This window comes from Parabacteroides goldsteinii, assembly GCF_020091425.1.
Lineage (GTDB): Bacteria > Bacteroidota > Bacteroidia > Bacteroidales > Tannerellaceae > Parabacteroides > Parabacteroides goldsteinii.
In genome coordinates this window covers 2,337,752-2,363,432 of the sequence record NZ_CP081906.1, presented here as the reverse complement: position 1 = coordinate 2,363,432, position 25,681 = coordinate 2,337,752, and the positions used below count along the sequence as shown (strand labels likewise).

The following is a 25,681-nucleotide window of genomic DNA, read 5'->3' as shown; positions in this document are numbered from 1 at the left end:
ATGGCAAAAGAAGGTTTATTTTACAGGTTCCTGTTGTGGAGGGACAAGCATATAAAAGAAAAGCATTTTATTCTGGTAATCAGTTTCCTGGTCGGGATATGTACGGCAGCGTCTGCGATTATCCTGAAACAGTTGATACACCTGATTCAGCATTTGCTTACCGGAAATTTTGATGTGAGCGGGGTGAATTACCTGTACCTGCTTTATCCGGTAATCGGTATTTTGCTGGCAGGTTTGTTTGTAAAGTATATTGTGCGTGACGATATCAGCCATGGGGTGACGAAAATCCTCTATGCTATTTCGCAGCGTAAAAGTCGAATCAAGCCTCATAATACCTGGACTTCCATTGTTGCCAGTTCGGTGACGATCGGGTTTGGTGGTTCGGTAGGAGCGGAGGCCCCGATTGTGCTGACGGGAGCGGCTATCGGTTCCAATCTAGGACGTCTGTTCCGGATGGAGCAGAAGACGTTGATGCTGTTGGTCGGTTGCGGTGCGGCAGGTGCAATTGCCGGTATCTTTAAGGCGCCGATTGCCGGGTTGGTTTTTGTGATCGAGGTCTTGTTGCTCGACCTGACGATGACGTCGGTGTTGCCTTTGCTGATTTCATCGGTGACGGCGGCGACGGTTTCCTATATTTTTACGGGGACGGAAGCGATGTTTAAATTCTCGCAGACAGAAGTGTTCGAGATAGAACGTATCCCGTACGTGTTGTTGCTGGGCGTCTTCTGCGGATTGGTTTCCCTTTATTTTACGCGGGTGATGAACCGGGTGGAAGGGATGTACCGCAAGTTGGGTGTGTACTGGAAGAAGTTCCTGCTCGGCGGTGTTATGCTGAGTGTGCTTATCTTCCTTTTCCCTCCGTTGTATGGTGAAGGTTACGACACGATTGGCTCGCTGCTGAACGGGCAGTTCTCCCATATAATGGATAAGAGTTTGTTCTATGATTTGAATGATACGTACTGGGGAATACTGGTATTCCTGTTCCTGATTCTGCTGACTAAAGTGTTTGCCTCGAGTGCGACCAATGCCGGCGGGGGATGCGGTGGTATCTTTGCACCGAGCTTGTATCTGGGCTGTATTTCCGGTTTCCTTTTTGCGCATGCTTCCAATTATTTCCCTTTCACCATGTATATTTCCGAGAAGAATTTTGCGTTGCTGGGGATGGCGGGAATTATGTCGGGCGTCATGCATGCACCGCTTACCGGTGTGTTCCTGATTGCGGAACTTACCGGTGGATACGACCTTTTCCTGCCGTTGATGATTGTTTCCATCAGTTCGTACCTGACGATTCTGATGTTCGAGCCTCACAGTATCTATTCGATGCGTCTGGCACAGAAAGGCGAATTGCTGACCCATCATAAAGACCGCGCCGTACTGACTTTGCTGAATACGGATAGCGTGATTGAAAAGGACTTCCAGGTCGTTTCTCCGGAAATGTCGCTGGGAGATATGGTGAAGGTGATTGCAAAGAGCGGACGTAACTCGTTCCCGGTAGTCGATGAAAAGGGCGTTTTGCTGGGAATCGTGTTGCTGGATAATATCCGCAACATTATGTTCCGTCCGGAGTTATATAACAGGTTCCATGTATCCAAGTTCATGGTGTCGGCTCCGGCTAAGATATGTATCGGGACACCGATGGAGCAAATCATGGGGATTTTTGATGATACGAAGGCCTGGAACCTTCCCGTGGTGGATGAAGAAGGACGTTATGTCGGCTTTATGTCGAAATCGAAGATATTTAATTCATACCGCGAAGTATTGGTAGAAAACTTTTCAGGAGATTAAAAGATGGAAAAAAAAGAGTTACGGATTGTATATATGGGCACCCCCGATTTTGCGGTGGAGAGCCTGAAAGCCTTAGTCGAAGGCGGATATAATGTAGTAGGGGTGATTACGATGCCGGACAAACCGGTCGGACGTCACGGAAGTGTGTTGCAGGCAAGCCCGGTGAAGGAATATGCCATGTCGCAGAACCTTCCTGTCTTGCAGCCGGAGAAGTTGAAAGATGAGGCATTCCTCGCTGAGTTACGTGCTTTGGAGGCTGATTTGCAGATTGTGGTCGCCTTCCGCATGCTGCCGGAGGTTGTCTGGAATATGCCCCGTTTCGGAACATTCAATCTTCATGCGTCTTTGCTGCCGCAGTACCGCGGGGCGGCTCCCATCAACTGGGCGGTGATTAATGGCGATACGGAAACGGGTGCGACCACCTTTTTCCTGACACATGAAATAGATACCGGCAAGATTATCCGTCAGAAACATTTACCGATAGCCGATACGGATAATGTCGGAATCGTACACGATGCCCTGATGACTATGGGCGCCGGCCTGGTGACGGAAACGGTGGACTTGCTGCTGGAAGGAAAAGTGGATGCCGTTCCCCAGGAAGAGTTTTTTAAAGACCCGGCAGAACTTCGCCCGGCTCCGAAAATATTTAAGGAAACCTGCCGGATAAACTGGAATCAACCGTTGAAGAAGATATATGATTTTGTCCGCGGACTCTCTCCTTATCCTGCTGCATGGACGGAGTTGGTTGCTCCGGACGGAAGCCGCATGGCGTTGAAAGTGTATAAGACGGAAAAGCGTCCGGCTTCGCATGACCTGGCAACCGGCACTATCTGTACGGATGCAAAGAGTTATGTCGATGTGGCTGTTGAAGACGGTTATATTCGTCTCCTGACATTGCAGCTGGCCGGAAAGAAACGGATGGAAATAAAAGATTTCCTCAACGGTTTCAAACAAATCGGTGATTATACAGTAGAATAATAATGAAGGAAACCAGGCGCATTATCTATATAACACTGGGTTCTTTCTTCCTGATATTGGGAGCAATCGGCATATTTGTTCCGTTGCTCCCGACTACTCCTTTCTGGTTACTTACCTGCTGGTTTTATATCCGTAGTTCCGAAAAGTTATATAACCGGGCGATGGATAACCGTTATTTCGGACCGTATATCCGGAATTATCTGGTAGACAAAGCAATCCCGTTACGTTCAAAGATTATCTCGGTGGCGGTGATGTGGCTGTCTGCCATTCTTACTTCTCTTTTCCTTATTGAATATCTTTGGGTGAAAATCTTGCTGATCCTGATAAGTATCGGGGTGACCTGGCATATTCTTTCGTTTCCTACAAAAAAGTAAAATTTCTTTAGCCGTATATAATTAGGCGAGTAACGGATAGATACTGTAATAATGGTAATTATATCTGTAATTCGTCTACCAGCGACCTCGCCGGATTGTTCTATTTTTGTATCATCAATAAAAACAAAGAACTCGGTTTATGAACTTAATAAAAAAGAGTAAGTGGCGTATGGTAGCAGGAATAATTATAGGTATACTGATCGTATTGGGAGTGGCTGGTATTGCATTTGTTAACCAGCCGAGTTTCGGACGTCTGCCCAAAGGCGAACGGCTGGAAAAAATCAAACGTTCGCCCCAGTACAGGGATGGGGCATTCCAAAATCACCGTCTCACGGAAGTGGTGACTTCGGAAGGTGGGCGCTTACGGGCTATGTGGAAGTTCCTGTTTTCAAAACCGGAAAGACTTTATCCCGATAAACCTGTGCAGGCAATTAAGACCGACCTGAAAACCTTGCCGGAAGACTCTGACTGGATGGTCTGGTTCGGTCACTCTTCTTATCTGCTCCAGTTATCGGGAAAGCGTGTGCTGGTCGACCCGGTTTTCTGTATGGCTTCGCCCGTATCTTTTGTCAACAAGCCGTTTAAAGGCACGGATATTTATAAACCGGAGGATATGCCGGAGATTGACTACCTGGTTATTAGCCACGACCACTGGGATCATTTGGATTATCAGACAGTGGTGCAGTTGAAAGAACGGGTACGGAAAGTTATCTGTCCTTTAGGCGTAGGCGAGCATTTCGAGCGTTGGGGATATGACAAAGAGAATCTGGTGGAACTGGATTGGAAGGAAGACGCCTTGCTGGACAATGGTTTTACCGTTCATTGCCTGCCTGCCCGTCATTTCTCGGGACGCGGACTGACTCCCAACCAAACTCTTTGGGCTTCTTTCCTGCTTGAAACTCCTTCACGTAAGGTCTATATAGGTGGTGACGGCGGTTACGACACGCATTTTGAAGAAATCGGCCGCCAATATCCGGACATTGATCTGGCTATTCTGGAAAACGGACAATATAACGAAGATTGGCAACATATCCATCTGATGCCGACTGCCCTGGGTGAGGCTGCCCGCGATCTGAAAGCGAAAAGGCTCGTCACTGTCCATCATTCCAAATACGCACTTGCTCGTCATCCCTGGGACGAACCGTTGAAGAATGAACTTGAAGCAGCTACCCGAAACTCACTGGACCTGATTGCTTCGGAGATCGGCGAGGTAGTAGAGTTGGAGATCCGGTAATTTCCTGCGGAGGGAACTCCAGTTTCCCAGGCAGGAAACTGGAACCCCTTCGCAAGTAATTATCTTGTTTCTTTCAATGCATCTTCCAGACTGATGCCTAACGCATCGGCAACGCCTTTGCCATAAGCTGGATCGGCTTTGTAACAGTTGCGTACGTGACGTTGCTGGATGAACAGTTCGGCACCACCGATCTGGCGGGCGGTGTTTTCGAATAACACCTGCTGTTCGTCGGGCGGCATCAGGCGGAATAAAGCACCCGGCTGGCTGTAATAATCGTCATCGTATTCGCGTTCGTTATAATTATAGATGTCGCCGTTCGCTTTCAAAGGCGGTTCTTTCTTTTCGGGAGAGTCCTGCCATTCGCCGTAGCTGTTCGGTTCGTATCCTTTTGCGGCACCGTAGTTTCCGTCTACACGCATAGCTCCATCGCGATGATAAGCATGGAAAGGACAGCGGGGTTTGTTTACCGGTATTTGTTCGGAGTTGACTCCCAGACGATAGCGTTGTGCATCGCCGTAAGAGAAAAGGCGTCCCTGAAGCATCTTGTCGGGAGAGAAGCCGATACCTTCTACTGTATTTATCGGGTTGAATGCGGCTTGTTCCACATCGGCGAAATAGTTTTCCGGATTACGGTTCAGTTCGAGGATGCCCACGTCTTGCAGTGGGAAGTCACCGTGCGGCCATACTTTTGTCAGGTCGAACGGATTGATACGATAGTTGTCTGCCTGCTCTTCCGTCATCAACTGAATCTGGAATTTCCATTTAGGGAAATCTCCCTTTTCAATGCTTTCAAACAAATCACGCTGATGCGACTCGCGGTCTTTGGCGATGATTGCTTCTGCTTCCTGGTCTGTCAGGTTCTTGATTCCCTGTAATGTCCGCAGGTGGAATTTCACCCAGATACGTTCGTTCTTTGCATTGATAAAGCTATACGTATGACTACCGAATCCATGCATGTGACGATAGGAGTAAGGGATTCCACGTGAGCTCATTGTGATGGTAACCTGATGCAATGCTTCAGGAAGTAACGTCCAGAAATCCCAGTTGTTGTTTGCACTGCGCATGTTCGTTTTCGGATCTCTTTTGATGGCGTGGTTAAGGTCGGGAAACTTCAGCGGGTCGCGCAGGAAAAATACCGGAGTATTGTTTCCGACTAAATCCCAGTTACCTTCTTCCGTATAAAACTTCATGGCAAAGCCGCGGATATCACGTTCGGCATCGGCCGCTCCGCGTTCGCCGGCAACAGTGGAGAAGCGGACGAAACATTCGGTCTGCTTGCCTACTTCACTGAAGATTGCTGCTTTTGTGTACTTTGTAATGTCATGTGTGACGGTGAAAGTACCGAATGCTCCGGAGCCTTTGGCATGCATACGTCTTTCGGGAATAACTTCGCGGTCGAAATGGGCCAGTTTCTCCAAAAACCACGGATCTTGTAATAACACTTGTCCACGCGGACCTACTGTCTGGATGTTCTGATTGTCTGCTACGGGACGACCGTTGGCAGCTGTGAGTTTCTTGTTCTCCATAGATGAATTTTTTATCTGTATATAGTCGACGACATTCTACCCTTGAATATTAATGTAACCGAACGGACACAGCTTTTGTTTTTAATTATTGAACAAAAGTAAAATGTTATTCAGCAGAAATCAAATAGGTAATTTTGATACGTGGATAAGGGTTATTTATCAGGAGAAACAACAAACGGTTGTCCGGCCTGATAAAGATTTGGTATTAATCATCAATCTCATTTGGTTTTTCAGATTATTGTAGTATATTTAGCCTTCAGGAATCAAGGCGTTTGCCTAATTGTTGGCTTTGAATAAAAATATGAACTAAAAAAACAGAATAACGCATATGACTGATCTGACTATAAACACTTTATATGAAAACAATCTTTCACTGGAAGGATCGACCCGTATTGATTTTACGAAGACTGTAAATTATATATCAGCTCACACCTCTTTGGATATAGGGATTGTAAAGAACAGATGTCCGTCCAGTTACCATATATCGAATCTTTTATTAAGGAAAGCGCAGCTATTATATCGGAATAATGATGTTTCCTGGATAGAGGCAATCGCTGCTTTCGAAGAACTGCATGCAGAATGTTTGCAGAAAGACAGAAAAAATGCGATCGGAGCGTTTACTCTTGCTTTGGATATTTTTAAGTGGATCAGTGAAGGATCAGATTACTTGCAGTCTGTCTATAAAGATGATGTGGAGCAGAAGCGGGAGGAAATCTTTCGGCGGATGGATAATTTGCAAGGGAAAATAGAAGCATGTAAATGCATTTTGGATAAAAGGACCGAATCTCGGCTGGCGAGCATACTGTTCAGGTTGAAAGCGAGCGGGAATCTTTGGCATGCAGAAAAAGAAATCCGGCAGATATTATATCTTTTATCCTATGACACGGATGTTCTGACGAATGCTTTGATGTTGGTTGTCCGTTTGATTAATGAACTGATAGCAAGCAAGCGAATCGGGAAAAACGAACTTGCAGAGTTATACAGCCTGTTAAAAAGAAAAGCGCAGGCGGTGGAAGATAAGACTGCCGAAGTATGGTACATGGATGAATGGAACACTGTCCATCCGGTTATTACGAATGCGATACAAATACATGCTTTCCTCTACCTGGTATCGAAAGAGGCAGATGTTGCCGATTCTGACCGGGCGGTGATCGCTGCACGTATTTGCCGGTATTTATCCCGTATCCCTTCTGTTTATGGTGGTGTACTGAAAAATAAATCGTATACGCTGCTAACCGGAGAGAATCGGCTGAATGGCAAAATCCGCTGGGACAGTTTGTGTGATTATGATGAAAGGCGTATGTTGGAACAACTCGTTACGATACCAATTGAAGATGCTGCCTGTCCTGTTTTTGAGCAGGCACTTAAGTGGCAACAGTATAGCAATGTATCGAATACGCTGACACTCGATAACGATGGTTTTACGCTCAGTACACATTTGCCCCATGCTTCCCTTTTATGGAAAGGGCGCAAAGACCGGGTATCTGTGTTGAATAACAGGTTGTTTGTGGCCTTATTCGATAAACCGGTCTGTTCGTTCGATGCCTGTAAGACCATAAAAGATTACAGGTTGTACTGGAAGCAACTGGCGGAAGATTTTCCTCTTTCTTTGCAGGGCAGCAAACCGGTTGTCGAGATGTTTCCTGAAGAAGAAGCGTTTATTGCGAAGAAGTCGGAAGAAGAATTTTCGGGGATTGTCTATCCTTCGCCTGACGAGCGGGTAAATATTCGTATTTTATCGATTAATAAAGAATCGATGTCGATGTATGCGGAAATAATCGACAAAACTTATCAGGGAATGAAAGCCCGTTTGCCTTTTGCCTATATCAATTCCTGTTATAGCATGATTCCCGGATTTTCCGATCTGTTTTCTGTCAACCAATTGTTTCAGGCTAAAATAAAAGAAGTGGAGAAAGGTGAAATTCTTTTATCCCTGATACAGGATTTCAATGAATTTATTTATCCGGAATGTGTACGGCGGAAAGCATTGCTGGGGAAGGTAGTCGAAGTTCGTGACGGGAAAGTCTGGTGGTTGCTTTCGTCCGGAGCTACGGCTACGACTGCTTTGACCTCGCATAAAAAATACCGGATCGGAGATATCTTTAAGGTTGAATATGTCGGTCTCCTTTCCCACAAACTGAAAAATACGATCAATGTGCAGTCGCATGTGCCTCGTCCTGACCATGCGGCTTTCGACCGGTCCGTGTTGGAGAATATACGCGATTTCTTTATATTTCTGACAAAAGAGATTTATAAAGGAGACGGCGATTCCGTGTTATTGACCGATCAGAAGAAAGAGAATAACCCTTTTTTCGTCGCCCTGAAAGATCTGAGCCTGGAAAATGTGAATATTACTCCTTGCGATATGAAAGAAAGCAAAGAAGTAGTGGAAAAAGAGGTGAAGAGCACGCTTGCTGATAACCCGGCATTAACGATCGAACTGGTGCGCGAACTGATCTTTTGCGTGGATTCGCTGGTTTTGGAACTGGATGATTCTACCGAACGGTTCAATGTATATAACATATTGAGTCTCTTGTGTAACTTCACCGGCAACCAGGCGTTGGCTCGTTATTACCAACTTTGTGCCGACTATATATATAATGTAGAAGTGCTGATGACGGAGCCTTATCATACCCGTTTTTCGGAAGCGAACATACAAAAGTTCCGCGATCTGCTGAAGAAGATGGAGCTCATGGATATAAACCGTTATGGCCGCAATCTGAAACAGTGCCGGCAGGTGATACGGGTGATGCAGACGTTGTATGAAAAAGACTCTTTCTCGCTCTTGAATTCTTTTATGCAGGACAAGAACCCGCTTGTTTCGGAATTGGCCCGCTATTTCAGTATTGTCCGTTTTTTGAGGGAGAAAGATACGGAGTTGCAGGAGGTTATCTATAAAAGCATCAACTTGCTGCTGGGCTTTAAGGAACCCGGGAAAGAAAAGAAGACATATGTTCCGGTCTACTTCGGGCACGAAGGCATGGAGAAGGAATTTAAGACATCGGCCTTTATTCATGCCAATAAAAATGCCGGCGAAGATCAGAGTGTCGTCCTGGCCCGTGTCATCGCCTCTTTCATGAATACAGACGGAGGAACGCTTTATATCGGCGTCAACGACAAAGGCTATCTGAACGGGTTGGCAGAGGATTTGAAATTTGCCCGTAACGACAGCGATGTCTACCTTCGTGAAGTCAACAGAAGTATCATTTGCCAGTTGGGAGAAAAAGAAGGAGACCGGAACCGGTATCAGGAAAATATCCGTTGCCGGATCTATGAATATGAAGACGGGAGGATGGTATTGGCCTTCAGGGTGGTGCCGATCAATGAAGTGGTGAAGGTGAAAGGGGTTGTATATACCCGAACAGGCAGTTCAAGTATGGCAAAGGCGGTGTGCAACGTGGACGAGTTTGTTAAACAAAGGCGTACACTGAAACTGGATTCAACACCTAAGAAGCCTGAGTTTCCGGTATTCTTCAGCGAGGAACGGAAAGAATACATTTTTAAGGTACAACAAGACAGTAATGTGCAACAGGAGATTTTTCTCCTGCCGGAAGTAGAGGTAAAAGAAGAGACCGTTCTTCCGCCGATGTGCGAGATAAAAAAAGACAATGAGAAGGGAAAAGCTAAAAACAAAGCGTATACGTGCAAAACATCCGGTTTGCGAACGAACCCCCTGATAAAGAAACCGGACCACGGATATACACCGGGGCACTTATTCGTTTCTTTGTTTGCCAACGGAAAGATCGCCAGTTCTCCCAGTCCCAAAATAGGTGTTTGGGGAGGCGAGGGAAAAGTCCTGTTCTCTTATAATCCGGAAGAAAAAGAGGATATCCTGGTTGCAGTTTTCGCCAATGGCGAGGTCGGCCTGTCGAATCTGAAAAAAGGAATATCGCAACCCAATACTCCACTGGCATTCATCGATTCGGTAGACGGACTGCTCTTTTTGTCTCCGGCCCATAAAACAGACTATCTTTTGCTGATCGCGGATAAAGACGGGGAGAAAAGATTCCGTATTATAGCATTGGATGATTTTGAAAAGTCGATGAGCATTCAACCCCGTAATACGCTTGTACTCGAACCGGATAAAGGAACGTTCGTCTATGCAGAGATCCTGTCTGCCGAACAGGTCGGAACCCTTAATGAAGATAAATTGTCGTTGAAGGAATTTGACCAGTACAATGCCGGGCGGCGATGGGAACATACCATTTATAAATCGGATGTGGAAGTACTCAGTTCTATGTGTGGGATTACTTTCTGATCACATTGAGTGATCATTCCGCAACAGAATAGATAAGAGGATGCGTCGAAAAGTTACAGTCTTTTGGCGCATCCTCTTTTTATAATCTAAAGACCTGCATCAGGCTTTAGTTGCAGTTTTATTGGGAGAGGCTTTGTCCAGCCATTTCTCCTGGAAGGTTTGCATCCATTCGTAGAAGCTGGGGATAAAGGCGGTTGCAAAAATCGTATTGATGGCCATACCGAATACAACGGCTGCCCCCAATGATACACGACTGGCTGCCCCTGCTCCGGTGGCAAACAACAACGGCATGACTCCGAGTACAAAGGCAAACGAAGTCATCAGGATAGGACGCAGGCGGACGTGTCCGGCTTCGAGGGCCGCTTCGCGTATCGGATTACCGGCGGCACGGTAGTCGCGGGCAAATTCGACAATCAGGATACCGTTTTTTGCAGAGAGGGCAATCAACAGGATAATCCCGATTTGCGTGTAGACGCTGACGGGCACTCCCATAATGAAACAACCGAGAATGGCTCCCAGCAAGGCGATTGGCAATCCCATGATGGCTGCCAGCGGACTTGTCCAACTTTCATATTGTGCCGAAAGAACCAGGAAGGCCACCAGTAAAGCCATACCGAATATCAACATCGTGGTCGAGCCGGCTTTGGTCTCCTGATAGGCGACGGAGGTCCATTCGTAACCGAAATTGTCACCCAGCTGTTCCTGTATGAGTTCTTCCATCGCCTGTATGGCTTCTCCCGAACTGTATTTCGGATTGGCAATACAAGTGATGGAGGCAGAAGAATACATATTATACAGGTTGATCTGGTCCAATCCCAATTGTTGTTTCGCTTCTGTAAAAGCGGAGAAAGGAACCATCTTGCCGGAACTGTTTTCCAGGCTCAACCGCATAACATCATCGATGACCTTTTGCGCCTGTCCGCCGGCTTCAATCTTGACCTGATAGATACGCCCGAACTCGACAAAGTCATTTACATAGGCGGCTCCCATGTAATAACTGAGGGTTGAAAAGACATCGCTCAACTGTAATCCCAGCAACTGCACTTTGTCGCGGTCGATATTCAGACGGTATTGGGGGACATTCGCCTGATACATACTGGATAAACTCAGAAGTTGAGGTTTGGTACGGTATGTTTCCAGCAATGTCTGTATGGCATGCTGCATTTCGGTCGGTCCCAGGTTCTTGCGGTCTTCCAGTTGCAGTTGCAGACCGCCGGAAGCACCCAGGCCGGGAATGGCGGGAGGGACCAGGGCAAATATCTGCGCTTCCTGGATGCCATAGGCTTCCCGGTTGAAGCGGGTGACGACATCTTGTGCCGTATGACCTTTCCCTTTTCGTTCACTCCAATTCTTCAGTACGACAAAATAAGTACCGGTATTCGACAGTTCGCCGCCTCCCATCACAGAGAAACCGTTTATTCCCATATAGGTTTTGACTTCCGGATAAGTGTCCAGTATCTTGTTGATTTTCTGGCTGACGGCTTCAGTGCGTGGCAGGCTCGAGGCCGGCGGCAACTGGCTGGAGATAATGAAATATCCGTCGTCTTCTTCCGGGATGAAGGTCGAAGGCCAGCGCATGAACATGACGGCTGCCGTAGCTGAAACGATCAGGAAGATTATCAATGTGACCAGCTGATGTTTCAACATGCGGTCGACAACATCATCGTAGATCTTCTGTGTTTTGTCGTATACCTTATTGAAGGCTTTGAAGACGACAAACTTCGGGTCGTTAGTGACGCGCAGGAACAGGGCGCAGAGTGCCGGTGTCAATGTCAATGAGTTGATGCCGCTCAGGACGGTTGCGGCAGCAATCGTCAGGGCGAACTGTTTGTAAAGTTGTCCGGAGATGCCGCCAATAAAAGTGGTGGGGATAAATACCGCCAACAGCACCAATACGACACCGATAACCGGCCCGACGAGTTCGCCCATTGCTTTTGTTACCGCTTCGCGTGCCGTATACTTCCCGGTATCCATGTATCGCGACGAGTTCTCGACGACAATGATTGCGTCGTCTACCACAATGGCAATCGCCAGGATCAATCCGAATAACGTTAATGTGTTGACCGAGAATCCCAATGCCCCCATGACAGCCAGTGTTCCTATCAATGAAACAGGAATACTGAGGCAGGGAATGATTACCGCCCGGAAATTCTGGAGGAAAAGGAAAATAACCAGGACAACCAGGGCTGTTGTCTCCAGGAAAGTCACCAACACTTCGTCGATAGAAGCGTTGATAACTTCTGTCGTGTCGAGAGTAACGCCGTATTCGACGCCCGCCGGAAGGGTGGAGGCTATCTCTTCCATCTTTGCCCGTACGGCTTTGGATACTTCCAGCGAGTTGGAGCCGGGCAGCTGGTAGATGGCAATGGCGGCAGCCTGTTGTCCCCGTAACCGTGAAGTCACGTTGTAGGAGGAGCTGCCCAGTTCGATACGGGCAATATCTTTCAGCCGGAGTATTTTACCGCCTTGCTCTGTCCGCAGGATGATATTGCCAAATTCCTCCGGCGTAGTCAGCCGGCCTTTTACGGTCAGGGTGTATTGATAAGGATTGTTCGCCTCTGCAATTGGCTGCCCTACATAACCGGCAGAAACCTGCCTGTTCTGTGTGGAGATAGCCTGGAAAACCATGTCCGGCGTCAGGTTGCGGATGCGCATGACTTCGGGGTCGAGCCAGATACGCATACTGTAGTTGCCGGCTCCCATGACACTGACCGAACCGACTCCCGGCAGACGGGCCAGCTGGTCGGTCAGGTTCAGGCTGGCATAGTTGCTCAGATAAAGTCCGTCGTAAAGAGAATCCCTGGAAGTGAGGGAAAGCATCATCACGATGTTCGATGATTGCTTTTTAGTTGTGATTCCTTGTACGATTACTGCTTCCGGCAGACTGCTTTGTGCAATGCTGACACGGTTTTGTACCATGACGGTAGCCATGTCGATGTCCGTACCGACAGCAAAAGTGATGGTCAGCGAGTAAGCGCCCGAACTGGAGGAGTTGGAGCTCATATAAAGCATTCCGTCCACACCGTTCACCTGTTGCTCGATAGGCAGTCCGACAGTTTGTGCAACCGTCTGCGCATCGGCTCCCGGATAAACGGCCGAAACCTGTACGGTAGGCGGTGTGATATCCGGATATTGGGCGATGGGTAATACGTTGAGTGTGACCAATCCCGCAACCACGATAATCAGGGCAAGAACGGTGGCAAAGATGGGTCTGTTTATAAAGAATTTTACCATGACGTTCTTATTTTATAGGGGTAATACTCATTCCGTCACGCACTTTCAATAAAGCGGTGGTGACGTAACGTTCGTTCGGTTCAAGTCCGCTGACGACCTGGCGTAAGGTGTCGTCTACCAACTGTCCCGGTTCTATATGACGGTACCGTACGATATTGGAATCGTTTACGATATAAAGATATTTGCCCAGCTGGTCGGTGCCGATGGAGGCATCGCGCACCAGGACAGCATCCCGTTTTTCGCTGTAGGGCAGGGTGATGGTAACGTATAATCCGCTTTTCAGTTCGCCGTCCTTGTTATCCAGGTTGGCACGGACGTTCAGTGTTCCGGTCGACAGGTCGACATTGGGAGAGAAATAATCCAACTGTCCGGTGTAGTTTTGCCGTCCGTTGTCTCCCAGATGTACGGCGATTGTTTCCGGCAGTTTGACGGTCGAATCGTTTTGGGCGGCGGTAATCATCATTTTCATAAACTGGTTATCTTCTATATTGAAGTTGACGAACATTTTGTCATCTTTATAAAGGGTAGCCAGCGTGACGGGCTGCGCCGCTCCGTTGATATAATTGCCGATGTCGTAAGTGGCCCGGGTGATTCGTCCGTCGAACGGGGCACGGATATAGCAGTAGCTGAGGTTGGTGCGTGCCGTATTCAGTTCGGCTTCCGAATTACGGACGGATGCTTCCATTTCCTGTGCGGTCGATTGGGCCTGCAATACCTGTATCTGGCTGACGGCTCCGCTTTTGGCGGCTTCTTTCATCCGCTCGTAATTGCTGCGGGCATAGTCGAGTTGCGCTTTGGAGGTTTTAAGTGCCGCCTCGGCCTGGGTCACATTATCCTGATAAGTGTCGGGTTCGATCACGAAGATGAGTTCTCCCTTCTTCACTTTGCTGCCGGCCACCAGGTGGGAGGTCCGGAGATAACCGTTTACCCGCGCCACCAGATTGACGGTCAATTCCGAACTCAGATAACCGGGATAGTCTTTTGTCAGCGTAATGTCTTTTACTTCCGGTGTTGCCACGCTGATGGAAGGGGCGGCTGTTTCCGCCGGTTGCTTTTTCCCTTTGCACGATGCCAGCATAAGGACCGACAAGGCGATCAGGGCGATTCTGACAGATGTTTTCATATTTGTGTTTTTTAGTTTGATAAACTACCTTTCTTAATACCCGTCTTCGTCCCAGCCTCCGCCCAGTGCCTGGTAGAGCTGAATCAGATAGACGAGCGACTGGCCTTTGGCTTGTGTCAATTGATTCTCATACGACAGCAGCGAGCGTTGCGCATCCAGTACATTCTGAAACGGTGTCAGTCCCTGTTTATAGAGGTCGAGCGAGAGGTCGAGCGTTTGTTGGCCCTGATTGACTACTTCGCGGAGGGCGACAATTTGTTTGATGGAGTTTTTATAGGAACTCATCGCATTATCGACTTCCTGTACGGAGGTGAGGACGGTCTGGTTGAACTGCCTGATTGTTTCGTCTAACTGGGCTTTTGCCAGGCGGGTTGCCTGTGCCAGTTTGCCTCCCTGGAAGAAATTCCAGGAGATGGCGGGTGCGATTTCATATGTCAGGCTGTTATGGTTGGCTATCTTATCGATGTCGTGAGAAGCGAATCCGATGGAACCTTTGACGAAAACCTGCGGCCACCAGTCGGATTTGGAAGCACCCAATGTCGCGGCCTGGGCGTTGACCTGGCGTTCGGCAGAACGGATATCCGGACGACGCAGTAACAGGTTGGCAGGAAATCCAACTCCGACGGTTTCGATGTAATCGGGCAGGGGGCGCGGATGGTCGATCAGTCCTTTAACGTCTTGCGGATACAGTCCCATCAGCACAGCCAGGGCGTTCGTGTACTGGATGATACCTGCTTCCAGCATGGGGAGCGAGGCCTTGGTACTGTAATATACGGATTGTGCCTGTGCCACATCCAGCTTCGACACCAGGCCGGTTTCATACCTTTTCTGGGTGATTTCGACTACAGCCTGTTGCGACAGACAGTTTTGGGTAACTACATCGACCTCTTGTTGCAGTTCACGCAGGTTGATATAGGCCGATGCGACCTGTGCACAAAGCGATACCATGACGGCATTGTACTCTTCTTTGGAGGCAGCGAAATTCTCTTTCTGCGCTTTCACCCGGTTACGGATACTGCCGAATACGTCGACTTCCCAGCTCATGGAGAGCGAGGCATCGGCATATTGGGTGATTGTTTGCGGCAAACTACTGGTGTTGCCGCTGCTTTGTTGCCGGTTCCATCCCGCCGATAGTCCCAGCGTCGGTGAATAACTGCCCTGTTGTATGCGCAGGTTGGCTTTCGCCATAGCGATACGGTCGGCAGCCATCTGCACAGAATAGTTCTGCTTTACGGCCACATCGATCAGGGAATCCAATACCGGATCATTGAAATTCCTCCACCAGTTGTCATCAACGGGTAAGGTTTGTTGAAAATTACTGTCATTTTCCTGCCACGCTTCCGGCAATGCGTGATCGAGGTACTTATGCTTAGCCTGTGCCATCAGCGTCATTGGCAGAAAAAGGCAAAGCATAGTATAACACCATGTACTTATGTGCATAACTTTTTGTTTAGATTCTACACATAAACACAAAAAAGTCACTCTTGGTTTAATAAAGGACTAATTTTCACAGGATAGTAAAATCTCGTTTAAAATGAATAAAAACTCGTTTTAAATGGGCTCCATACTCGTTTTAAACGAATTTCAGCTCGTTTTAAACGGACTTCACATTCGTTTTAAACGAAGTTTAGGCCTTTTTTGAAGAATAATTTATCTTTGCCGGTGAAAAAGAAAGAATGGCTAAAATGGCAAAGAACAGGAAAGAGGAATATAAAGAGCAAAATCTGCGGTATCTGGAAGAAATAGCTTCACAGGAAGGTGTAAAGAAACTGGCTGGCGGGATATTATATAAAGTAACGGAGCAGGGGAGCGGTACTGTTTCTCCCCGGTTGGATAACGTTGTTTCCGTTCATTATCGGGGGACTCTGATGAATGGGCGCGAATTTGATAATTCATACGAACGTAACTGCCCGGAGGCTTTCCGTCTGAACCAGGTTATCGAAGGATGGCAGATTGCACTTCAACAAATGTATGTGGGGGATAAATGGGTTATTTATATCCCTTATACAGTAGGATATGGAAACCGGGCTTCCGGTCCGATTCCTGCATTTTCAACGTTAATCTTTGAGGTGGAGTTGCTGGGGATTGCCTGAAAGATTAGAGCAGTGCCATTTAGTGTATTTTGACACTGCTCTTATAAAGAATAAAGTTCTTATTCTCCTTTTTCAATTTGCTCCTGTACGATTGCATCTACAACGGCAACGGTTGTCAGGTTGAGGATGTCGCGGGTAGAGCTTTCTACGTCGGTGAAGTGAATCGGTTTGTTCAATCCCATCTGGATCGGGCCGATGGTTTCTACGACACCCATTTCGAGCAACAGTTTGTAAGCACTGTTGGCCGAACTCAGGTTCGGGAATACCAATGTGTTTACATCTTTACCTTTCAGCTTGTTGAACGGATACATCTCGTCGCGTAACTTCTTGTCTAATGCAAAGTTTACCTGCATTTCACCGTCTACGACGATTTCCGGGTGATTCTTGTGAAGGTATTCGATAGCGCCGTGCACTTTCAGCGGACTTCCCTGCTTATCGGAACCGAAGTTTGAATAAGATACCATCGAGATAACCGGATCGTGCGCGAAGAACTTCACCGCATCATGCGTCAGGCGGGCAATGTCGATCAGGACTTCTGTTGACGGATGACGGTTAATCAGCGTATCTGCCATAAAGAAAGTACCCTTTTTGCAAGTTACAATGTTCATGGCACCGAAATGGTCGTATGTCGGACGGATACCGATGATCTCTTCTGCCAACTTTGTCACTTCCGAATAACGGCTGTAAACACCTGTGATAAATGCATCCGCATCGCCGGTTGCCACCATCATCATACCGAAAGCGTTCCGGCCGACCATCTTTTCGCGTGCTTCCGAGAAAGTAACGCCTTCGCGTGCTCTCTTTTCAGAAAGGATACGGGCGTAGCGGTCGCGGCGTTCTTCTTCACGGTCGTGGCGCAGGTTGACGATTTCGATACCTTCCAGGCTCAGGTTTTCTTCGGCAGCAATTTTTTCCAAACGTTCTTCGTTGCCTAACAGGATCGGATAACAGATGCCTTCGGCTTTGGCTTCTACAGCAGCTTTCAGCATGTTCACGTGGTTGGCTTCGGCAAATACTACACGTTTCGGATTTGCTTTTGCCATGTCGGTGAAGGAACGGAGCAGTTTATTATCGTAGCCCATCATTTCACGCAAATGGTTGGCATAGCCTTCCCAGTCTGTGATTGTTTTGCGTGAGACACCCGACTCGATAGCGGCCTTGGCAACAGCAACCGATACTCGTGTCAACAACCGTGGGTCGAGCGCTTTCGGCAGGATATAATCGCGTCCGAAAGTCGTACGTTTCAGTTTATACGCGGCATTGACCACATCGGGAACCGGTTCTTTTGCCAGTTCGGCGATGGCATGTACGGCGGCCAGTTTCATCTCTTCGTTGATTGCTTTGGCATGTGTATCCAATGCTCCGCGGAAGATATACGGGAATCCTAATACATTATTGATCTGATTCGGATAGTCCGAACGTCCTGTTGCGAAAATAATATCTTCGCGTGAAGCCATTGCATCGGCATATGAAATTTCCGGATTCGGATTAGCCAGAGCGAATACGATCGGGTTTTCGTTCATGGAACGCACCATCTTTTGTGTCAGCACATTGGCAACAGACAATCCCAGGAATACGTCTGTACCGACAACGGCTTCTTCCAGCGTCTTTATATCTCTTGTGGTAGCAAATTCCTTCTTCGATTCGTTCAGATCGGTACGATGCGTAGAGATAACCCCTTTACTATCACACATGATGATGTTTTCCTTGCGGGCTCCCAGCATCACATACAGTTTCGTACAAGAGATGGAAGCGGCGCCTGCACCGTTGACAACGATTTTTACATCTTCAATCTTCTTTCCGGCTATTTCAAGCGCATTGAGCAGACCGGCACCGGAGATGATTGCCGTACCGTGCTGGTCGTCGTGCATCACCGGAATATCCAGTTCCGCTTTCAGTCGTTGTTCAATCTGGAAACATTCGGGCGCTTTGATATCTTCCAGGTTGATACCGCCGAAAGTAGGGGCGATTGCTTTTACGGTTTCGATGAACTTATCGGGATCTTTCTGGTCCACTTCGATATCGAATACATCGATTCCTGCGAAGATTTTAAACAGGAGGCCTTTGCCTTCCATAACCGGTTTGCCGGCAAGCGCTCCGATATTACCCAGTCCCAAAACAGCAGTACCGTTGGAGATAACGGCTACCAGATTACCTTTTGATGTATATTTATAGGCATCAAGCGGTTCTTTCTCTATTTCCAGGCAAGGCTCTGCCACACCGGGAGAATAGGCCAATGATAAATCTGTTTGTGTACTATAGGGTTTTGTTGGAATTACTTCAATCTTTCCGGGTTTGCCTTCGGAATGATACCGAAGTGCTTCCTCTTTTGTTATCTTTGCCATAGACTTATGATATTAGTAGATTTTGTGTACGTTTTAAAATCGCCCACAAAAGTAACAAATTATTAGATATATAGTATGATATGCTTACAATTAGTTGGAAATATTTTGAATAAAACCTTTGATGTCAAAATTAATTGTTAACTAAATTCTTTTCATAAAACTCCAGTGCGCATAGATTGGCGGCGACGGTTTCCAGGGTTGTTTGTCCGGCTTGCCAGGCATAGACTGAATCGATAAAACGGTCTGTTAAATGGATGGCTTCAGACATATTTAATTCATTCATCCAGTGTTTGAGGTCTTCCAGCTTTTGGAGGGTGACCGGTTGTATGTTGCGCAAGCCGGAGAAGGCGATGTCGGAAAGCTGGAGTTCCAGTTCGGCAAGGAGATTCTTTATGATCATTGTGTTCGCTTTTAAAAAGTTAGAAGTAGAAGTTATCAATCTCTGAAGAGGTGATGATGCTGATTGGAATCAGTGTGTCCGGTCGTTTCTGGCAGACCATGTAACGCTGTTTCTTTTCTGTATAGGGTTGTCCCAGTTGTTCCAGTTTGCGGATGGCATTACGGTTCAGTTCGCTGTATGCCAGGGAACCTTCCGTCTCTGTCTGACCGTCAGTCATGGTGAAATAGAGTTTCTGTTCGGAGGAGCTGAACCGTACCTCTGAAAGATGAGTGAAAGGGACTAAAGCCAGTTGTTCGGGTTGTTTTTTCCGGAAATAATCGTAGTGTTGGTCCGGACGTATGGATAAATCGGATAACTCCGGAACCGTAAGTAATGTATTCAGATGACCGATTGTTACTTTATCTGCTATCTCACATTGTGTCTGTGAAGACGATGAGAGGCGGTTTTGCCTGTTCAGCTTGAAGTTGCGCAATGTAAGGGTGGATATCGATAACCGGGCCAGTGATGCGCTGTTCCCCCAAAAGTTTTGCATCTCGAGTTGTTTCCTCAGGTTTTCCGGTGTAACGAGTGACTGGGTATGTTCATAATAATCAGCCATGCTCGATGTCAGCGTGCAGATACTCTCTTTCTCCTGATAGAAGAAATAAGCCGTAATTCCGAAATAACCCGAACGGGTTTGCCAGGGATAAGCGCCCAGTCCGGTGAAATGGCCGATAGGGGTGGTGTAATAATCCGAGCGTGTCCCTTCAATCAGTTTGCCGAGCATCTCGTTGTTTTGTGTATTCCGTAAGAGTAAGGTAAGCGTGTTATACAACCGGGAGAGCGTGGCAAAAGTTGTCGGAGGCTGAAAACCCACATGTTTGGCAAGCATATTTTCGATATCGGAGGAGAGCGAACGGAATAAGCGGGCCAGATTTCCGATTCCGCAGGTTTCCAGGCGGATGGAATACTGGATGGCTGTTTCCGCCTCGTTTTCCCCGCAACTGATCAGGCCTTTTTCCAATATGCCGAGGATGAAGTGGGAAGCTCCCTGTAAGACTTTTACCGTATCCTCCGTCAGTAGGGAGAGTTCCGGCTGGTTGCCGGCGGAGTCGGACGATAGTATTCCCTGCCGGCTCAGGTATGACAGGATGGCTATCAGTTTATGTTTGCACAATCCGTTTTCTCCGCATTTGCAGACGGAACGGTTCAGGCTGTCTTCTTTTGGAAAATAGACCGTGATGTTTTCGGTGTTGATAGTGGCTTCCAGCATATCGCCTTCCGTGAAGTCGGCCGTCCAGCCATCCTGGATAAGACGGAGGGTGTCTTCGAACAATTTCTTGCCGGCCTGTTTGCGAAGTTGCGTAAGGTCTACATTTATCAATTTCTCCCAGGGGGCGGAAGATGGCAGCTCCGAAGACGTTTCCGGCACGGCGTCTTTATCGTCTTCTGCGGTTGCAGCATAACCGGCTGCGGCAAGTATTCCCATCAGGATATGCTTGCAGACAGTTTTGGAAGGACAGCTGCATGTGCTTTGGGATACATTGGAAGCGAGGCAGACGGTGATGTCGTCCAGTTGGACCTGTAGATGGCTGCCTGTAACCGTCAGGGCGATTTGTCCGGTCGTTTCCAGGTCTTTCAGGGCACGTTTATATAGACCTTTGTTTGCCAGCGTAACCAGGAAGGCTTCGTTGGCAAAAGGGACGAACTGTCCGGCGGAAGCGTGGCATCCGTCTCCATTTATGATATAATCTTTCCTATCCATTCTGCTAACTCTTCAGGGGTTATTGCGGCTACATCGGCACCCATGCCGGCAATGGTCCGTGCGGCACGGACATCATAACAGGGAGCACCGGAGTAGTCGAGTGCCGGCAATACGAACAACTTACTTCCTGCTTCGATGATGTCGCGGCAGGAGCGGAACATATAACTATAGTTGTTCCCGTCGTAAAGGTCGCTTACCAGTACTACTATTGTTTTTTGTGGCGCGGAGATTAGTTTCTTTCCATATTCCAGCGCTTTATGTATATCCGTTCCGCCACCCAGCTGTACTTTCATCAGGATACCGACCGGATCGTCGAGATGTTCGCTCAAATCGACGACCGATGTGTCGAATATCGCCAGCTTGACCGAAAGAAACGGCATTTTGGCAAAGATGGAGGCCATGACAGCCGTATAGATTACCGAATCGAGCATGCTGCCGCTCTCATCTACCAGGATGACGATATGCCAGGGATTGTAACGACGTATGTTCTGGTTGAAATACAAGCGGTCGGGGATAATTGTCCCGTGTTCGCGGCTGTAGTTTTTCAGATTCTTTTCGATGGTCTGCTTGAAATCGAAGTTCCGGAATATTTTGTAGCTGGAATTGGTATGCGGAAGTTTCTTTCCGTAGAAGGCTTTGCGTACATTTATTTCCAGCTTCTTTTGAATCTCTTTTATGACCTGTTCCACGATTGAATAAGCCAGCTTTCTGACATGTTCCGGCATCATGTTGCGGAACGTCAGGATATTTTTCAGCAGTCCGATATTCGGTTCGAGTTGGCTCAGGACAGATTCGTCGGTCAGCAGTTGGGTAAGGTTATATTTATCCAAAGCCTGTTTCTGCATGATTTCGACGGTCTTTCTGGGGAACAGCTTCTTTACTTTTTTCAGCCATCCGGGGACGGTCAGCATGGAGCCGCCACGGCCTCCCCGGTAGGGGAAGTCGTTCCGTATTCCCTGTTCATCGGTATATTCGCGGTTGTATAGGAAATAAAGCGTACCGTCCAGTTCTGCGTTCTCCGGGTCGAGGGGCAGGCTGTTTTCGGCAAAGTCTCCCAATATAAGCCGCCAGCGGTTGACTATTTCGTGCTTGTCCATTCGATGATTCTCCATGTTTTTAGTGCTTCTGCCGCCAGTTTATCCAGGCGCATAGCTTCGGTGATTTCCTGTTGTGAAACAGTGATACTTCCTGTTAAGCGGGTTTCCGCTATCTGATGATATTCCGCAACCTGTTGTCCCAGGCGGTTGACTTCTGCCGGGAGAAAGCCGGTGAAGGCATAACGCAGGTTGGGCAGAATAGTCAGGAAAGTCTCCTGGTCGGCATTGGCGATAACCCGGTCTATCGCTTCCAGAATATGCGGGTCGGTAAATAACACATCGCGGGCAATCAGAAACAGGCCGCAGATAAAGGAGGCCGCCTGCTCAGGATGCGTGATGCTGCTTTCGAGGTAGGCGGCTATCTGCCGGCAGAAAACAGCCTGTCCGGTTTGTCCTTCTTTATAATGTATAGCAAGGCAGAGGCCGAAGAGGCGGCTGTTGCTGAAACTATCGTTCAATATCTTCTCTACGGCAGACAGGAAAGCGGCGGTATCGAACCAGTTTTTCGTATCCATGGTGAAACTGTAGAGGTTGCGCATCTGTTCACAGATTTCCTGTTCTTCTTCTTCCGTTGTGCTTTTCAGTGACGGAATCAGTACGACTGCTCCATTGAACGCGGTTCGTGCCAATCCGGCAATGACCGGCTGGATAGTTCCGTCCATCAATTGCTGCATATTGGTGAGGTATAACAGGCTGTTGATAAGTTTGCAGAGGCTGATAAAATTCCCTTCGCTTTCCACTACCAGCCGGACAGTGTCTTCATACCGGGAATAAAAGCCTTCTATCCCCATCACCTGAACGGAAATGAGCAGTTTGCCCAGCTCTTCTGCCGTCATGCTGTCTTTAAAATTCTTTTCGATGAGCGAGTTGCAAACCTGCGAGAGTGTCGCCCCGTAGACGGACAGGTCAATCAAACGGGTTTCAATGCCTGTGCCGTAACGGCATATCCATTGTTCCCGTACCAGGTTTTTGTTCTTCTGGTTCACATAATCGGGACCAGACTGAAGGGTGGCGAAACCTGTCTCCAAAAACTCCATCTGGTGAAGGAAACGGCTTTTCCTGTAATGGGCCGGATTCTTAATGATGTCGAGCGTTACTTCCTGCCGTTCGATAGTCGATGTCTTTAACCGGTGAAGCGAACATAAGGAACGAAACTCACGGACCACAGTCGGGATGCAATCGTTGGCCGCAATCTTTCCGGCACCCATCCCGGAGAGAAGACGATACAGGAAATCCACTTCGAAAGTCGAAGTCGCATTCAGGTCGCCTTTCACAAAACAACTTCGTACACCATCCAGCAATTCATATACGCCGGCACTCTGTTTGCCTCTCAATATAGCCAGCGAACGTGCCATATTCAAGGCATTAATCTCATCGGGCAGGGAGATTATCTGTGTTTTACGGGCATAACGGGCCGTCTTTATAATATATTCGAGAACGGTCGAAGCAAACGGGTCTTTCTTTTGTTTTTCCATCTTTTCCCAGACTTCCTGGTAGAAAGCGGGGAAGGGCATACCGGCGGCGTAACCGCTTTTACTGTCGGCCTCCTTAAATGTGTAAGGCATCAGATAAGAAGCGACGTGCTCCGGGTTGCTTGATTTCAGCGATTGTTTCCGGTCTGATTGCAACTCATCCATTAAGCCGGCGATATGGAAAGCGCCTGCCACTACCAGTATTTTCTGATGGTTGGGGATTGCTTCCCGTATTTCTGCTGCCATATAAGTTTCCCGTTGCCGGTCTTCTTTCAGGGACATTTCGTTGCCGGGTGTTGCCAGCCGCATGAAATAACCGAGATGAAAAACATTGCGCACGAAGTCGTGTGTTTTCATTTTTCCGGCATCCAGTTCGAAGCGGCTTTCCCAAAATTCCGAAAAGCTGCGGCATCCGGCTTTGCGGGCAATCATGGCCGTATAGGTATTTACTTCGTATTCCTTATTTTCATTATAATAGAACTGTGTCTGCGGCTCTTCCTCTATTTTATTTATCAGTCGAAGTGCATAGGGCAGGTCTATAAAACGGGTCGGTATGTTGCGACGTGCCCCTTCACGGATAGCGACCAGCTCCGGCGAATAAGAGAGGAATGGATAGTAAGCGCGATACTTCTCTTTTTCTTCACTTACTTTTCCCTCCTTGTCATCGTAACTGTAATAGATGCAAAAAGGCGGAACCGATTGTCCGTCGGCTATGTAAGGCAATAGTTGTGCCGAATCCGAAGGCCCTTCTATCAGGATCAGTTCCGGACGGAAACTGTTGATTGTACGTTGCAGATGCAGCGCACAGACAGGGGAGTGGTGACGTACCGGAAAGTACACCACCTGTCCGTCCATATTGAAACTGGTTGCGAAGAGTTGCTCTATTTCAGCCAGGTCCGGTTGTCGTAATATTCCTTCCATTTTCCTCCTTGTCTTTCGGCTTTCAGCCGGACTACGCCGTTAAAGTAATCTTTCAGTTTGGGCAAATCGTCTTTGTTTTCTTTCATGACGGCACCCAACAGGTTTTGTACCAGGGAACGCATGCTTACGCTTCCGTCTCCGTAATAATATCCGTCCAGGGCGGATTGGTAATAAACGGATACGGCCTCGGCTGTACTCATTACGCCCGACATCTTCTGTATCTTGGCTTTCTCGAAGGAGGTTCCGTTGCGTAGTTCATTGAAGGTGGAGGCAAGAATGTCGACAACCTCTTCCTGCACCGGCATTTCCAAGCCGTTGGCAGCCAGCATTCCCTGGCATTGGTCGGTGATGATGCGGCTTTCTAATGCTACGCTGCGTATCGGTTCGACTGTCTCGAAGTTGAAACGGCGTTTCAGGGCACTACTCATTTCGTTAATCCCTTTGTCGCGGGTATTGGCGGTTGCTATCACATTGAATCCGGATGAGGCGAAGAGCAATCCTTCTTCTCCCAGTTCGGGTATATTCAATACCCGGTCGCTCATAATACTGATCAGGCTGTCCTGTATTTCCAGCGGGCAGCGGGTAATTTCTTCGAAGCGTGTGATGATTCCCCGCTTCATGCCGATATAGACGGGAGAGGGGACAAGGGCTTCCTTGACCGGTCCTTTGGCAAGCAAAATGGCATAGTTCCAGGAATATTTGATATTGTCTTCGCTGGTTCCGGCCGTACCTTGTACTGTATTGGTACTGATGCCGCAGATAGCGGCAGAAAGCAGTTCGCTTAACATGGTCTTTGCCGTGCCCGGTTCACCAACCAACATTAATCCCCGGTTACCGGCCAGGGTGATGATGGCACGTTCAACCAGGGCGTCATCGCCGAAGAACTTCGGGGTGATGGTGACCTGCCGTCCGTCCAGTTCTATCGGTTCGCTTTGACCGAGGATAAAGGCACGGACTGCACGGGGAGAGAGTTGCCAGTTTGCAGGCTTGGCTCCTGTATCTTGTTTGCGGAGTGCGGCAAGCTCGTCGGCATAGCGCATCTCCATCAATGGTTTCTGAATTTTGTTATCCATATAATATATGTAAGTGCTGTATTT

The 25,681-nt window shown here is 47.9% G+C and carries 16 protein-coding genes; 6 read left to right on the top strand and 10 right to left on the bottom strand.

What is annotated here, in order from left to right; translation table 11 throughout:
• The 4 genes from K6V26_RS10935 (at position 1) to K6V26_RS10920 (ending at position 4,371) form a co-directional block, all read left to right on the top strand.
• The gene (locus K6V26_RS10935) at positions 1 to 1,785 is read left to right on the top strand and encodes a chloride channel protein (protein WP_007657143.1); all 1,785 of its coding nucleotides are present in this window, start codon (positions 1 to 3) and stop codon (positions 1,783 to 1,785) included.
• Between the two features lie 3 nt (positions 1,786 to 1,788).
• Entirely contained in the window at positions 1,789 to 2,763 is a 975-nt protein-coding gene (gene fmt, locus K6V26_RS10930; protein ID WP_195437987.1) for a methionyl-tRNA formyltransferase, read from the top strand.
• 2 nt (positions 2,764 to 2,765) lie between these two features.
• Positions 2,766 to 3,137 carry a YbaN family protein gene (locus K6V26_RS10925; protein ID WP_007657139.1) on the top strand — a complete coding sequence of 124 codons (372 nt, stop codon included), beginning with the start codon at positions 2,766 to 2,768 and terminating at the stop codon, positions 3,135 to 3,137.
• 139 nt (positions 3,138 to 3,276) lie between these two features.
• Complete coding sequence (locus K6V26_RS10920) at positions 3,277 to 4,371, top strand: MBL fold metallo-hydrolase (protein WP_224265338.1); 1,095 nt, start codon at positions 3,277 to 3,279, stop codon at positions 4,369 to 4,371.
• 59 nt (positions 4,372 to 4,430) lie between these two features.
• Here K6V26_RS10920 and K6V26_RS10915 read toward each other — a convergent pair whose 3' ends face one another.
• On the bottom strand, positions 4,431 to 5,897 hold the full coding sequence (locus K6V26_RS10915) for a catalase (RefSeq protein WP_048317924.1): 1,467 nt from the start codon (positions 5,895 to 5,897) through the stop codon (positions 4,431 to 4,433).
• A 328-nt stretch (positions 5,898 to 6,225) separates the two neighbouring features.
• On the opposite strand from K6V26_RS10915, the gene K6V26_RS10910 reads away from it, so the two are divergent.
• On the top strand, positions 6,226 to 10,155 hold the full coding sequence (locus K6V26_RS10910) for an AlbA family DNA-binding domain-containing protein (protein ID WP_224265337.1): 3,930 nt from the start codon (positions 6,226 to 6,228) through the stop codon (positions 10,153 to 10,155).
• Between the two features lie 99 nt (positions 10,156 to 10,254).
• On the opposite strand, the gene K6V26_RS10905 is transcribed toward K6V26_RS10910, so the two are convergent.
• Genes K6V26_RS10905 through K6V26_RS10895 form a run of 3 tightly spaced genes read right to left on the bottom strand, consistent with a single transcriptional unit; the run spans position 10,255 to position 15,952 of the window.
• Positions 10,255 to 13,389, bottom strand: coding sequence for an efflux RND transporter permease subunit (locus K6V26_RS10905; RefSeq protein ID WP_224265336.1), 3,135 nt, complete (start codon positions 13,387 to 13,389; stop codon positions 10,255 to 10,257).
• Positions 13,390 to 13,396: 7 nt separating this feature from the next.
• Positions 13,397 to 14,512 carry an efflux RND transporter periplasmic adaptor subunit gene (locus K6V26_RS10900; protein ID WP_010802939.1) on the bottom strand — a complete coding sequence of 372 codons (1,116 nt, stop codon included), beginning with the start codon at positions 14,510 to 14,512 and terminating at the stop codon, positions 13,397 to 13,399.
• Between the two features lie 33 nt (positions 14,513 to 14,545).
• Complete coding sequence (locus tag K6V26_RS10895; RefSeq protein ID WP_195437992.1) at positions 14,546 to 15,952, bottom strand: efflux transporter outer membrane subunit; 1,407 nt, start codon at positions 15,950 to 15,952, stop codon at positions 14,546 to 14,548.
• Between the two features lie 245 nt (positions 15,953 to 16,197).
• On the opposite strand from K6V26_RS10895, the gene K6V26_RS10890 reads away from it, so the two are divergent.
• A complete protein-coding gene (locus K6V26_RS10890; RefSeq protein ID WP_224265335.1) occupies positions 16,198 to 16,605 on the top strand; it encodes an FKBP-type peptidyl-prolyl cis-trans isomerase in 408 nt (135 codons plus the stop codon).
• Positions 16,606 to 16,664: 59 nt separating this feature from the next.
• Here the strand turns inward: K6V26_RS10890 and K6V26_RS10885 are convergent, their stop codons facing one another.
• The 6 genes from K6V26_RS10885 to K6V26_RS10860 all read right to left on the bottom strand — a co-directional run bounded on the left by K6V26_RS10885 (position 16,665) and on the right by K6V26_RS10860 (position 25,657).
• The gene (locus K6V26_RS10885; protein ID WP_224265334.1) at positions 16,665 to 18,950 is read right to left on the bottom strand and encodes an NADP-dependent malic enzyme; all 2,286 of its coding nucleotides are present in this window, start codon (positions 18,948 to 18,950) and stop codon (positions 16,665 to 16,667) included.
• Between the two features lie 130 nt (positions 18,951 to 19,080).
• On the bottom strand, positions 19,081 to 19,350 hold the full coding sequence (locus K6V26_RS10880; protein ID WP_122327377.1) for a hypothetical protein: 270 nt from the start codon (positions 19,348 to 19,350) through the stop codon (positions 19,081 to 19,083).
• A gap of 19 nt (positions 19,351 to 19,369) precedes the next feature.
• Entirely contained in the window at positions 19,370 to 21,094 is a 1,725-nt protein-coding gene (locus tag K6V26_RS10875; protein ID WP_224265333.1) for an SWIM zinc finger family protein, read from the bottom strand.
• Positions 21,070 to 22,206, bottom strand: a complete 1,137-nt coding sequence (locus tag K6V26_RS10870) for a VWA domain-containing protein (RefSeq protein WP_224265332.1) — start codon at positions 22,204 to 22,206, stop codon at positions 21,070 to 21,072. The genes K6V26_RS10875 and K6V26_RS10870 overlap by 25 nt, the downstream gene beginning before the upstream one ends.
• Complete coding sequence (locus K6V26_RS10865) at positions 22,173 to 24,584, bottom strand: DUF5682 family protein (protein ID WP_224265331.1); 2,412 nt, start codon at positions 24,582 to 24,584, stop codon at positions 22,173 to 22,175. Before K6V26_RS10865 ends, K6V26_RS10870 begins: the two co-directional genes overlap by 34 nt.
• Positions 24,545 to 25,657 (bottom strand): ATP-binding protein, encoded by a 1,113-nt coding sequence (locus K6V26_RS10860; RefSeq protein ID WP_224265330.1) that lies wholly within the window; start codon positions 25,655 to 25,657, stop codon positions 24,545 to 24,547. Before K6V26_RS10860 ends, K6V26_RS10865 begins: the two co-directional genes overlap by 40 nt.
• Positions 25,658 to 25,681 lie beyond the last annotated feature (24 nt).